Annotated in this window: 12 protein-coding genes; all 12 read right to left on the reverse strand. The window is 73.5% G+C overall.

Going from position 1 to position 12,845, the window contains the following annotated elements:
* Window positions 1-527: 527 nt before the first annotated feature.
* Window positions 528-1,091 carry a phage tail protein gene (locus tag ACWDEN_RS41475; RefSeq protein WP_351622608.1) on the reverse strand — a complete coding sequence of 188 codons (564 nt, stop codon included), beginning with the start codon at window positions 1,089-1,091 and terminating at the stop codon, window positions 528-530.
* Window positions 1,088-3,046 (reverse strand): putative baseplate assembly protein, encoded by a 1,959-nt coding sequence (locus ACWDEN_RS41480; RefSeq protein WP_351622605.1) that lies wholly within the window; start codon window positions 3,044-3,046, stop codon window positions 1,088-1,090. The genes ACWDEN_RS41475 and ACWDEN_RS41480 overlap by 4 nt, the downstream gene beginning before the upstream one ends.
* Window positions 3,046-3,468 (reverse strand): GPW/gp25 family protein, encoded by a 423-nt coding sequence (locus tag ACWDEN_RS41485; RefSeq protein WP_055707777.1) that lies wholly within the window; start codon window positions 3,466-3,468, stop codon window positions 3,046-3,048. The genes ACWDEN_RS41480 and ACWDEN_RS41485 overlap by 1 nt, the downstream gene beginning before the upstream one ends.
* Window positions 3,468-3,785, reverse strand: a complete 318-nt coding sequence (locus ACWDEN_RS41490; protein ID WP_351622601.1) for a PAAR domain-containing protein — start codon at window positions 3,783-3,785, stop codon at window positions 3,468-3,470. The genes ACWDEN_RS41485 and ACWDEN_RS41490 overlap by 1 nt, the downstream gene beginning before the upstream one ends.
* Before the next feature lie 90 nt (window positions 3,786-3,875).
* The gene (locus ACWDEN_RS41495; protein WP_450863120.1) at window positions 3,876-5,699 is read right to left on the reverse strand and encodes a VgrG-related protein; all 1,824 of its coding nucleotides are present in this window, start codon (window positions 5,697-5,699) and stop codon (window positions 3,876-3,878) included.
* The gene (locus ACWDEN_RS41500) at window positions 5,696-6,418 is read right to left on the reverse strand and encodes a CIS tube protein (RefSeq protein ID WP_351622623.1); all 723 of its coding nucleotides are present in this window, start codon (window positions 6,416-6,418) and stop codon (window positions 5,696-5,698) included. Before ACWDEN_RS41500 ends, ACWDEN_RS41495 begins: the two co-directional genes overlap by 4 nt.
* Window positions 6,415-6,840, reverse strand: a complete 426-nt coding sequence (locus ACWDEN_RS41505; RefSeq protein ID WP_351622595.1) for a phage tail protein — start codon at window positions 6,838-6,840, stop codon at window positions 6,415-6,417. The genes ACWDEN_RS41500 and ACWDEN_RS41505 overlap by 4 nt, the downstream gene beginning before the upstream one ends.
* A gap of 24 nt (window positions 6,841-6,864) precedes the next feature.
* A complete protein-coding gene (locus tag ACWDEN_RS41510; protein ID WP_450863122.1) occupies window positions 6,865-9,996 on the reverse strand; it encodes a hypothetical protein in 3,132 nt (1,043 codons plus the stop codon).
* 4 nt (window positions 9,997-10,000) lie between these two features.
* Window positions 10,001-10,159 carry a DUF6760 family protein gene (locus ACWDEN_RS41515; protein WP_167528457.1) on the reverse strand — a complete coding sequence of 53 codons (159 nt, stop codon included), beginning with the start codon at window positions 10,157-10,159 and terminating at the stop codon, window positions 10,001-10,003.
* A complete protein-coding gene (locus ACWDEN_RS41520; RefSeq protein WP_055709820.1) occupies window positions 10,156-10,659 on the reverse strand; it encodes a hypothetical protein in 504 nt (167 codons plus the stop codon). Before ACWDEN_RS41520 ends, ACWDEN_RS41515 begins: the two co-directional genes overlap by 4 nt.
* On the reverse strand, window positions 10,656-11,096 hold the full coding sequence (locus ACWDEN_RS41525; protein ID WP_351608970.1) for a phage tail protein: 441 nt from the start codon (window positions 11,094-11,096) through the stop codon (window positions 10,656-10,658). Before ACWDEN_RS41525 ends, ACWDEN_RS41520 begins: the two co-directional genes overlap by 4 nt.
* Window positions 11,097-11,131: 35 nt before the next feature.
* A complete protein-coding gene (locus ACWDEN_RS41530) occupies window positions 11,132-12,688 on the reverse strand; it encodes a phage tail sheath family protein (RefSeq protein ID WP_351608973.1) in 1,557 nt (518 codons plus the stop codon).
* Window positions 12,689-12,845: the final 157 nt, after the last annotated feature.

The raw sequence follows: 12,845 nt of genomic DNA on the forward strand, positions 1-12,845 counted from the left end.
GCGGGGCGGGGGGCTGCGCCGAGTCGGACGGACGTACCGAGGGCAAGGTCTCGCCGACGGGGCGGTCCGAGGACGCCGTGGGTGCGGAGGAACGGTCCGCACCGCCGTGGTTGCCGGGGCTCTCGCTGCCGGTGCCGCTGCCTGTGCCGATCGGGCCGGCGCTCTCCGGGTCGGCGCCGCTGCCCGCGGGATTCCCGCGCGACCTCTCGGCGGCCCGGCCCGTGCGAGGCTCATCGGTCGTTCCGGCGCGTGCGGCACCGTCGGGTGTCGGCGCAGGCGCAGGCGCCGGTGTCGGTGTCGGACCGGATTGTGGTTGCGCTCGCGGTCCGTCGCCCTCCGCCGGAGGCGTGGACGGTGGCGGAGGCGTAGGCGTAGGCGTTGGTGTTGGTGTTGGTTCAGGAGTGGGCGACGACGCGGATGTGTCTCGCGCGCCCTCTTCGGACCAGTCCAGATACGAACCGCAGTTGCTGCAGAAGTCCTCAGCGGCGTCGTTGGACGCCCCGCACGCGGGACAGGCGCGCATGACGTCAGCTCCCCTCGTCCGCGGGCGGGCCGGGCAGGATCTCCACCCGGCACGAGACATGCACCGGGCACAGGGACCGGACGACCTCCCGGACCCGGCCCGCGTCCACGTGTGGATCGCGGCCCGGCCACACCCGGACCACGATCTCGCCGGACGGCTCCGGCGGCAGCTCGGTGCCCGCGGTACGGGACCACACCGCCTGGCCGTCACCGACGACATCGGCGTTCACCCCGAGGGCGAGCCGCAGCCGCTCGACCAGGCCACGCCGGGTGCCGCGCCAGCGGTGCAACTCCACGGCGCGTGTCACCGCCTCCCGGCGCAGTTCCGCAGGCCACCCGGCATCGTCGTCGGCGCCCACCCACGACGCCAGCCAGGCGACGAAATCCAGCGGCGCCACGCGCGGGTCGAGATACGCGGGCAGATTGTCGAGGGTCGAGAACACCGGGGCGAGGACGGTGTCCAGGCCCCCGGTGAACCGCTGGGCGAAGTCGTCGTCGGCGTAGAGCGCGGGCAGCAGCCCGCCGATCGGATGCCGGCTCGGCAGTCCGGGTACGGCCGCACGGCTCATGCCCGGCCTCCGGGTTCCAGCGGCTGTACGACGACCTGGTGCTGGTAGGAGAACACCAGCGCGCCCGCGGTCACGTCGATGCGGTCCACCGGCGTTCCGCGCCGCCCGGTGATCGGGTCGGCGGCGAACAGCCGTATCTCCTCCACCAGCGCGTTGCCGGTGGCGCGTTGCAGCAGGCCGAAGATCTCGCCGTACTGCACCGGCCGCCCGAACGGCCAGCCGGTGCCGTCCGGACCGCCGTGCAGCGGGTTGAGGTAACGGAACAGCGCGGCCAGGGCCGCGCCGCGCACCCGGTCGGTGTCCTCGGGCGCCGCCGCGAGCCGGGCGACGACCGTGACGCCCTGGTACACCGGCGGCTCCACCACCAGCCGGGTGCCGATCAGCCGTCGCTCGTCCAGGCTCTCGGTGATCGCGGCGAGTACCTGGTCGGAGGGGATCAGCTGCTCGAAGCGGAGCCGATCCCCGTCGTCCGCGACGGCGTCCGGCACCACCAGCACCCGTACCGCGCCGGCCCCTTCGGCCGCCGGCAGACAGCGCACCCGGCGCACCGAGGGGGCCGCCTGCCGGCTGATGATCTCGTAGTCCTCGGCGGTCACCGCGCGCTCCTGCATCCGCAGCGCGTCCGGCGCCCGCAGCTTGGCGTTGGCGACGGTCTCGCCCTCCACCCCGCCGCGTGCCGCCTCCCGGTTGGTGACCCGGGCGACGTACGGCACGGAACTGCGCAGCACCGAGATCGCGCCCCGCGCCACGTTGCCGGCCGGGCCGCCGCCGGTGCGATAGCGGGACACCCGGATGCGGGCGCCCTTCTCGGGCACCGCGCCGCACAGCCGGAGCGTGCCGTCCGGCTCACGCAGGGCCGGCGGGAAGGTGAACTCGCCGGTGGTCGCGTCCACCCGTACGTGCCGGTCGTCGGGAGCGGAGCGGCCGAAGTGTTCCACGACGCTCCAGCGCTGCCAGCCGTCGGCCGAGGAGACCTCCACCACCGGCGGCTCGCCGTCCAGCAGCACCGGCGGCCGGCCGAGCCGGAACGTCTGTCCCGGCACCCCCTCCGACGTGCCGAGCGGTACGTCCGTGACGGTCTCGGCGTGCTCGACGGCGATGGTGCCGCCGACCGTGAACACGGACGCCTCACGCACGGTCGGGGACTCCGAGTAGAACGGCTGTCCCGGCTCCGGCTCGGTGACCCGGCAGCGCAGCCAGCCCGCACGCGTCCCGCCGATCACGGACGCCGTGTGCCCGGCGGGGACGTGCACGATCACCTCGCCGGGCCGGTTGAGGCCGCCCGTCGTGTCCGAGCCGGTCTCGCACACCAGCCAACGACCGCCGTCCCAGGCCTCCCACACCAGAGGCGGCTGGCGCGGGTCCACGCCGACGCCCTCCACCCGGCTGTCCAGGCGTACGGCGACGATGCACCGGGGTACGGCCGTGGGCAGCCCGAACAGCACGGCGTCGCCGGGTTCGGGCGCCGTCTGGAAGCACCGTACGTCGCGGCCTTCGCTCAGCTCACGGGTCCGGTCGGTCTGCTCGCCGGTCCGGGGCGCGGTCACCAGCCGGTTCAACTCGCTCGGCACGATGCGCAGTTCGTCCGTGGTCGCGAACACCACGGGCTCCTCCGCCTCGCCGTCGCCCGTGGTCACCTCGGTGCCGGGGGGCAGCGTCACCGTGTCGGGCTGCGGCGCGGACAGCCAGAAGTCGACCTCGGCACCGGCCGCCGCCGGCGGGAACAGGCGGATGCCCAGCAGGTCCAGGAAGGCGGTGTAGTTCTTGTCGGGCACCCGGTTCAGCCGGTACAGCAGCTGGTCCACGATATAGGCGAAGGTCTCGATCAGGGTGACACCGGGATCCGAGACGTTGTGGTCGGTCCACTCCGGTGCGCGCTGTTGCACATACCGTTTCGCCTCGTCGACGAGTTGCTGGAACCGCCGGTCGTCCAGGTTGGGGGAGGGCAGGGCCATCAGTCCGCGACCGCTTCCTCGGCCCCCTCCTCGGAGGGGATCGTGTAAAAGGGAAACACCAGGTTGCGCCGGTCGTTGGTGGACCGCACCGTGTAGCGCACGTCGATGTAGAGGGTTCCGTCGTCCACCGCGTCGAAGGCCACCACCACGTCGTCCACGCTGATCCGCGGCTCCCACCGCTCCAGCGCCTCGCGCACCTGCTGGGCGATCCGCCCCGCGGTGGCGCCGTCGCCGGGTGCGAAGACGAAGTCGTGGATGCCGCAGCCGAACTCCGGGCGCATCGGGCGTTCTCCGGGCGCGGTGCCGAGCACCAGCCGGATCGCCTCCTCGATCTCCCGTTCCCGCTCCACCATGGCGATCCCGCCGGTCGGCCCGACCCGCAGCGGGAACGCCCAGCCTCGCCCGATGAACCGCTCGCTCATCACAGGCCTCCGATCCGGACGTTCAGGGCGCCGAGCTGGATCGTGGCGCCGCACGTGGTCTGGTCGCCCGCCCGTGCGGCCGGCAGCCCGCCGATGAGCACCTCGCCCGAGATCAGCCCGGCCGGGTTGGGCATGACCACGTTCCCCGGGCCCAGGGCGGCGTGCGGCGGCACCACACAGGTGTGCAGGCTTCCCACGACGGCGGCGGGACGGCCGCCGATCAGCACGCGCGCCACCGCCATGGCGGCGCCGGGCGGCGGGGTGGCGATCACACCCCCATGACTGGTGGGGTCGCCGGTACGGGCTGCGCCGGGCATGCAACGGACTCCTCGAAGCGGTTCTTGGCCCCTCAAGGGGCCTGTCGTGACAGGAATATGACGTACAGTCAGAGACGGGGGGCGAGAGTGTCAATTGATACGCACGAGATCCGCCTTCAGCACTCCGAGCAGGCCGCCGTCGAGCGTGAGGTCCGTCTGCCCCGCGACGCTCACCGACCGGCCGCCGACCCTGACCGTGTCGGTGCCGTCGATCTCCACGGTGCCGCCCTTCACGCTGACCTTCCCGGTCTTCGCGTCGAGCGTGATGCCCTGGCCGTCCATCACCACGGAGGACAGCGCCCGTCGGCCGCCGGCCGCGTACACCGTCAGCTCGAGCCGGTTGCTCCGGTCGTCCAGCAGCACCTCAAGCCGCTCGTCCGCGGTACGAAGCCGTACCCCGGACGGTCCCGTCGGAGGATCCAGCAGCTCCAGCCGGTGCCCCGAACGTGACACCACCGAACGGCGGTTGACCTTGCCGCTGGTCCCGTCCACGAGGGGCACGTCGTGCTTCGAGGGCCGGTCCACGCCGTTGTACAGACCGCCGATGACATACGGACTGTCCAGCAGGCCCTGCTCGAAGCCCACCAGCACCTCGTCGTTGACCTCGGGGCTCACCACACCGCCCCCGCCCTTGCCGCCCCACTGCACCGTACGCACCCAGTCGGTCACATAGGTGTCGTCCAGCCAGGGGAACTTGAGCCGTACCCCGCCGCTCTGCGCGCCGCCCGGCTCCCGCACGTCCGTCACCACCCCGATCGCGAGGCCCGGCATGCGCGGACCCCGCCCCGGCGCGTTCGCACCCGTCACGAGACCGGCCAGGGACCGGTCCGGGCTGGCGCTCACCCACACCGTGGTGCGGTAGCCACCGTGCGGTTCCAGGGTGTGCTGCACCGCCGTGGACGTGTACTTGCCGGAGAACGCGGGCCCCACGTTGCCGAGCGCGACCGGCCGGCCCGCCCGCAGCCGCGGATTGCCCTCCGCCAGCGCCTCCACCTCACCGAAACCCGCACTCACCTGACCGGCGACCGCACCGGCGGCCGCCGTCGTCTCGGCCTGCGTCCGGTACGGCGTGTCCGTCACCGTCAGCTTCGCCGACTTCCCGAACCGGGCGCCGAACTGCGGGGCCAGACCGGGCAGTACGGTGTCGCTGGTCACCGACTGCTGCCGGGCCACCAGCGGCGTCTTGGTGGCGACGTCCCAGCCGCGCACCTCGACCTGGGACGCCCCGTCCGCCCCCGACAGCGCGGCCCGCAGCGCCAGCAGATTCCGCCCGTACTCCAGCACCATCGGACTCTGCGTCGCCGGAGTCGACGGCGCGGGCGCACCGGAGGCCTTCTCGGGCTTGGTGAACTGCAGCACGCCCTTGTCGTCGACCCGCACCTGCGCACCGCTCTCGCCGGCCAGATACTGCAGGAAGTCCCAGTCGGACACATTGGCCTGCGACAGCTGCTTGTACGTGACCGGCGCCGCCTCCACCTTCCCGACCGGCAGCCCCGCCCCGGCGGCCACCTTGCGGACGATGGCCGCGGCCGTCATGTTCCGGTACGCCACCACCTTCCGCCCGCGCTGCAGCCGGTGCGCGACGGAATAGGCGCGGACGACCGTGAACGACCCGGTGCCGTCCCGGTCGATCTCCACCGCCGTGACCTCGCCGTTGAACAGCCGCTCCCGCGCCTGCCCGGCCACCGTCACCACCGACACCCGCAGCGGGGTGCCCAGCGTGATGCCGGTCGACTTCAGGAACTCGTGATCGGGATCGCGGTAGGTGAGCACGGCCGTGTCCGGAAGGCCCACGTTCTCGTCCACCACACAGCTCACCAGCTGCGCGGCCCAGATCTGCGGCAGCTCACCGGGCGCCTCCACGACGGGGTCCGCCGCGAAGGACCGGCCGCCCCGCGCCTCGGGTGTGGTCACCGCTCCTCCTCACCGTCCGCGCCCCCGAGCGCCGGCACCACCAGCTCGGTGCCGGGCACGAGGGCCATCGGGTCGTCGATTCCGTTCGCCTCCGCGATGACCCGCCACGCCGTCGCGTCGCCGTACTCCCGCCAGGCCAGCAGCGCCAGGCCGTCCCCGGCCACGACCGTGTGCGTGCTGCGGGCCGTACGGGCGCCGGACGTCGGGTTCTGTCCCGGTGGGTCGACGCTCGCCTCCTCCACCGACAGCGAACAGGTCGCCCGCAGCGGCTTGCCGTCCACGTCGAACAGCGTGTACGTCACCGACAGGCTGGAGAGCACGCCGTCGAACGACGTCGTCCGGGCCGTGCCCCACTCGAACCGCACCCAGGGACTGGCCGGTTTCTTCCGCGCGAGGCTCGCCGGGCTGGGCACGCACGCCTTCATCAGCGTCTCCACCGCCTGCTCCACCGAGTTGTCATGGGTCGAGGTCGCGTCGAGGAAGACCTCCAGGCTCAGCTGCCGCGGCCCGCTGCCCACGAACTCCGGCAGCGCCGACTGCCCCGCCATCCGCGACGGGGTGCGCCGCCACTCGGTGGTCTTGCTCAGCTGCAGGGTGCTGGGATTGAACTGGAGGTTCAGCCGCGCGATCGTCCCTCCGGGCTTCGCGCCGACCGCCGCCGGGGGTTCCTTCAGGGTCAACTGGGCCCTGGCCCGGCTCGTCCGCATGGCAGGCATCAGGAAGGCCTCAGTCCCTCGTGGGCGATCTCCAGCGTCTCCACCGCCGCTTGCGAGGAAGCCGGATCGAACGACGGCCCCTGCCAGCGCACCGGCACGATGCCGAGCACCTGCCAGCTGATGATGCGGGTCAGATCCGGCTTCAGCGCCACGATCTCGCCGTCCTTGGGCTCCACACGCCGCAGCGTCTCGTCGAGCCAACGCGCGATCTTCGCCGTGTCTGCGGTGACCGGCCGGCTGAGAGTGATGTTCGACCAGGTGACCCGGCCGGGCAACTGCCAGGTGAAGCCGTTGTTCCCGCCCTCCGCGTAAGTCTCCATCTCCACCTCGGCCCCCATACCGGAGCAGGTGTGGAAGGCCCCCAGATCGTTGCCGCCGATCGCGAGCCGGAAGAACACGCTCGTCGCGAAGATGTTGTCCGTCATCCGTTGGTCATCCGTTCCCAGTCCTCAGCGGCGTCCGTCGTAGGGGCGGCCCGCACGTTCGCGGCCACGCCGCAGATCGGCGCGGAGCAGCCGGGCCAGCGGGTCCAGCAGCCGCCGCGCCAGCTCGTCCAGGTCGACCACGGGCTCCTGCCGCGCCCCCGCCGGTCCCGGCCTCCCGGCGTCGGCCGTCCCGGGCACCGACGGCGCGGAGGACGCCCCTTGCCGGCCTCGCGGGGGCACGGCCGTCACGGGCACCCCGGCGGACAGTGCGCCGCCCCCCGCTCGGGCCGCCTCGCGCTGCACGGCCGGCCCCATGGAGCCGGAGGCCCGTGGCGGCGCCGTCGCGGGCGCGATCGGTGCGGTACGGGCGGCGCGGACCACCGGCACGAGCGGGGGGACGGCAGCCGGGGCGTACGGCTGCTCCTGGAGCGGTGATGCCTGCGGATCGGACAACGGCAGGCTGAGCGGCCGTACGGCCATGTCGCCGCCGGCGGTGGCGCGTTGGACGGGCGGAGCAGGCCGTACGACGGGTACACCCCGTGGGACGGGCGGGCTCGGCTGCACTCCGGGCACGGTCGGCCGGGTCCGCGATGGACCGGACGTACCGGAGGGCGGGTCGGCCGACCCCGACGCCACCGGACCGGCAGCGGCGCGCTGTGCGCGCGGCACTTCGGGACCCGGCACGGGCGAGGGCGCGGATGCGCTCAGCACAGGGTCCGGGGCCCGGCGCCAGGACGCGGCGACGACGGGTCGCTCGGCTGCCCGGGTTCCCGTGGGCGGCACGACGTCTTCCGGCGCACGGGTGTTGACGGTGAGCGGCCGTGCGGCGAGCAGGGCGAGGCTGCGGGGTGCGGACCGCCGCCCCTGAGCCGGGAGCGCTCGGCGCTGGATGACACCGGGTGTGTGCACACCGTCGGTGCCGGAACCCGGCCGGGCAACGGTGACCGAGCGGGCGACGACCAGCGGCGCCGGTCCGCTCACGCCCGCGTTGCCCGCCGCGGTGGCCCCACGGGCCGGCGTTCTACCGTCGGCCGAGGTCACGGCGCCTTCCGCCGTGCCCGCCGACGTCGGCGCCGACGCCTCGCGGGACGTGGACGCCTGGCCCGGTGAGGGGGACGGGCGTGTCTGCGGGGTCCTGCGCTGCACGGCATCGGTCGCGGAGGCGATCCCGGTGGAGCCGGGTTCAACGGCGGTGGAGGGCGCCGATTGCGGGCCGACCGGAGTGACCAGAGGCGCGGCGGGAACGTCCGAGGCGCTCGACGCAGGGAGCGAAACCCCTTGGACCACTGGTGAGTCGGGGCTCCCGCCGCCGCTCTCGGTGTTCGTCGCGCCCAGCAGCGGCGCGGAGGGCGTCCGGGCACCGGAAGCGGTCGCGGGCGTGTCCGTGACGGTGCGGTCCGGGCGCACCGGGGTGCGCTGGATGCGCGGGAGGGCCTCGGCGCCACCGGCGGTCGGGGGGCCCGCCGCCGCGCCGCCGGGGCCGGCCGGGGGTGTCGCGTCCGCGGTCGGCGGCATCGCGGACAGCGGCGCCCCGAGTCCACCACGGGCACGGGCACGGGTGACGGACGGCTCGGGAACGGTCGCTGCAGTACGGGGCGTTCCGGTCGCCTGAGCCTGAGCCTGAGCCTGGGTCTGGGTCTGGGGCTCGAGCCGCGGCCGGATCTGGTGCGCTGGGCGGATCTGGGGCGTTGCGGCGTTTGCGCCGTGCGGGCCCGGCGTGGCACCGGTACCAGGTGCGCTCGCCTGGCGCTGCACGATCGGGAGCGCCGGTCCGGCCGGCGGGTGTGTGCCGGTGCTCGGACCGGTCACCTGGGTCCCGTCGGTGGTCAGTGGCCTGGCGGTGGCGGGCAGTTCCGACAGGGGAGCGCCGAGGGGTGCCCGGCTGTCGGGGCGTGCCGGGCCGGCGGTGCGCTGCACGGGAGGCACGGGGTTCGGCGTTGCTTCAGCGATGGTTGCCGGCACCACGTCAGGGCCCGCAGCGGGGCGAGCGGCCGCGGGGTCGGGCCGAAGGACCGCGATGCGGCGCACCGGCGTGGCCGGCCGCCGGGCGACGGTCAGCGAAGGGCCGAGCGGCCGAGGGCGCACGGAGCGGGTGTCGCTGGTGCCCGACGCGCGGGCCGGGGTGGCGGAGACGTCGGGCGCCGGCGTGGCGGGGGCTGTGTGTTCCGTCGTGCCGTTCGTGTCCTGACCGTGCGGCGCGGTGCGGCCGGTGTGCGCAGCCGTACCGGGGCCGGGCGCGGGCCGGGGTGCGGGGCTGTCTCCCGGGGAGCGGGGCACCACGGCGATCCGTCGGACGACCGGCAGGTCGGGGCCGATGGCCGGGCGGCCTGGATCGGCGGCGGACCGCTGAACGGGAGTGTCCGGTGCGGCGACGGTCACCAGGGGGCCGGCGGCGACGAGGCCACGGCTGGGCGACGTCCCGGCCGAGCGCTGGACGGAATGCGGAACGGCCTGGCCGGACTGCCCGGCCCGGCCCGAGGCCGCCGAAGCGGTCGCGCCGGCTCCGTCACTGCTCCCGGCGCCGCGAGGAGTCGCGCTCGGATCCGCGGCCGTCGTTCCGGCGGAGCCCGGCGAGTCGCTGCCCGCCCGCTGCCGGGACCCGGAATCCGGCCGCCTGCCGGTGCCGTGGGACCGGACTCCCGGTCGTGTCCTGCGGGACACCTGCGGCACGGGCGCAGCGGACCGCTGGTGCGCGCCGGCTGTGTCCGGACGCGGCTCGCCGGGTTCCTCGGCGCGCGGACCGGTCTCTGCGGCCTCCTCGGCCTGCTGGTGCGGTACGCGCAGCAGCAGGGGGCCGCCGGCGGTGTGGGTGGCGCGCGGCGCGACCGGACCGGTGACGCCGCGCACCAGGCCGACCGGCGCGGAAGGCAGCAGTGCGTGGCCGAGACCCGCGTCGAACGACGGGTCCTGCCAGGACGCGAGACCCGAGCGGAAGGCGAGGCCGTCGCTCACACCGAGCGGGGCGCGGGCCACCGTCAGCGTCGGCGGCGGCGTACGGCGCCACCCGCCGTCCCAGTCGTGGGGCACGGTCGGGCCGGCCGCCCCGGGCGCGCCCATGGCACGCGGCGCGGCCGGCTGCGTGGAGCCGGGACCTGCCGGGGTGCCGCCGGCACCTGGCGCCGTGGCCCGGCGACGCAGTCTGTCCCGCCATGCCATGAGCTCAACCACCTTCGTTCACACGGGTGTTGATACGGGCGATCTCGGTCACCCACTGCCGCCGCTCGGCGTGGGTGAGGTCGAGGATCTCCTCGCGCTGCCAGTGGAAGTGGTAGGCGATGTACGCGAGTTCCTCCCGCAGCCGGGGGAGTGCGTACGTCACGATTCCCCCAGGCGCCCACCCGAGAGGTCGACCTCGAAGCCGCCCTCGCAGTGCGGGCAGACCACCGCCGCGCGGGTGTGGCCCTCGCTGTTGACACGGCGGTAGAAGTCCTGGAGGAACGCGACGTCGGTGGCGTACATCCGCTCCACGATCCCCGCGTGCACATCGGTGATGGTGCCGAGCCGGGTGATCACCTGGCTCAGCAGCACCACGCTCAGATATGCCGGGTTCTCCTTGACCCGCAGATCGATCTGCGGCCGCAGCTCGTCCCGGGCGGTGGCCAGACGCATCGCGCCGTGCCGGTGGAGCGTGCCCGCCTCGTCCACGTACCCGCGCGGCAGCTCGAACTCGAACTCCGTGCGCAGCCCGTGGTCCTGAGAGGTCGCGGGTCGGGCGGCCGGAGCCTGCGGCGGGGCCTGGGGCTGGTCGGCCGCCTGAGCGGGTGCCGTCGCCTCCAGGAACTCCTCCAGGTTGCCGGCCGTGACGGTACGGCGCCTCATTCGACGACGATCTCCTCGAACACGATCGTGACGGTCTCGGTGGCCGCGGAGGACTCGCCGGCCTTGAGGGAGGGGCCCTCCCACTTGGAGGCCCAGCCGTTCATCAGCTGGATACGGCGGACCGTGTCGCCCTTGGTGTCCTTGATCTCGATGGTCAGGTTCTGCCGGGCGGTGTCGACGGCGCCGTTGTTCAGCGTCTCCTTGATCCACTTGGTGAACTCGCTGCTCTTGTCGAGTCCCCGGGTGATCGTGATCTCGCCGGCCTGTCGCGCCCCGGGCTGCTTGCGGATGATCTGCTTGCCCGTCGACGTGACCTGCTTGACCTCGACGACCTCCTCCTCGACGGAGAAGCCGCTGATCTCCTGGATCGACTCGACCATGTACCCGCCGAGCTGCACGCCGAAGACGTGAGTGGAGAGAGCATCGCCTTCTGCCATGACTGTCTGTCACCTTTCCTTCGCAGACCCGCGGGTCACTCGTCGATGAGGCTGGTGCTGTCGGAGAACTGGGCCAGCCGGAACACCACGAACTCGGCGGGCTTGACCGGACAGACGCCGATCTCACAGACGACGCGTCCCTGGTCGATGGAGGTCTGCGGGTTGTTGTCGCGGTCGCACTTGACGTAGAACGCCTCTTCGGCGGTGCGGCCGAAGAGCGCGCCCCGGCGCCATTCCTCGGTGAGGAACGCGGTGACGTTGCGCCGGATGCTCGACCACAGCCGGTCGTCGTTCGGCTCGAAGACCACCCACTGGGTGCCCAACAGGATGGACTCTTCGAGGTAGTTGAACAGACGGCGCACGTTCAGATAGCGCCAGGCCGGGTCGGAGGACAGGGTGCGGGCGCCCCAGATCCGGATGCCACGGCCGGGGAAGGCACGTACGCAGTTCACGCCGATCGGGTTCAGCAGGTCCTGCTCGCCCTTGCTGAGCCGGACCTCCAGGTCCACCGCGCCCCGGATCACCTCGTTGGCGGGCGCCTTGTGCACCCCGCGCTCGGCGTCGCTGCGCGCCCACACCCCCGCGACGTGACCGCTGGGCGGGACGGTGGTGTTACGGCCGGCCGCCGGGTCGAAGACCCGCACCCACGGGTAGTAGAGGGTGGCGTACCGGGAGTCGTAGCCCGCCTCCTCGTTGCGCCAGTGCCGCACCTGCTGCGCGGTGAGCCCGGGGGGAGAGTCCAGGACGGCGACCCGGTCGCCCATCTGCTCGCAGTGCGAGATGACCGCGAGCTGCACGGTGCGCACGCCCTCGGCGTCGATGTCACCGCGCTGGTAGGCGCCCATCAGGTCCGGGACCGCGACCATGGTGATCTCGTCGATGCTCTCCAGGCCGGCGAAGCCGGTCCGGGCGGAGGCGTCACCGACGTACTCGGCCGGGTCGATCCGGGACACCGCGCCGGCGACGGGCGCCGCGGGCGCGGCCGGGGCGTCGGGCACGGTCACCGTCTGGCCGGCCGGCCGCGTCTGCGTGGCGTCACGCTGCTCGGTGACCTCGACCAGCTTCGACGCGCGCAGCTGGGTGACCACATAGCCCTTGACGTTCTTGCGGGTGGAGACGTCGTACGTCTCGACCACCTGCTCGCCCTGGCGGACCAGCAGCTTGAAGCGGTCCTCGGGCGGGTTCTCGCCGTCGGCGTCGGCGATCTCCACCGACACTCCGGAGGTGCCGGGCCTGGCCGTGATCTGGAATCCGCCGAGCGTCAGCGGCTGGACCGCCCGGACGTCCCGGGGCCCCTGGTCGCCGCCGGACGTGGCGGCGCCGTCGGCTGAGCCGCCGATGCGCACCACGTAGGCCGCGCCGCCGCCGTTGGAGAAGTAGCCGTACACGGCGTGCGCGAGGTAGGTGCCCTCGGTGAACCCGCCGAACAGCTGGGTGTACTGGTCCCAGTTGGTGACCAGGGTCGGTTCGTGGAAGGGCCCGCTCTGGGTGAACCCGACGAACGCGGCGACGGCGGTGCCGACCCCTTCGATAGGGCGGGCACCGGACTGCACCTCCTCCACGTACACGCCCGGGGTGAGGTACGTCGGCATGCTCGCTCCTTCACGTTCCATCGGATCACCTGCGTCGATGCCGAGTCTCCGGGGCGGATCAGGCCCGGCGGCAGGGGCGCCGGTACCTTGCCGGGGGCAACCGCACTGCCTTTCCGGACGCCCGCGCGGACCGCTGGGGAAGGGAACGGCGTCCCGG

This window comes from Streptomyces sp. NPDC001153, assembly GCF_053598315.1.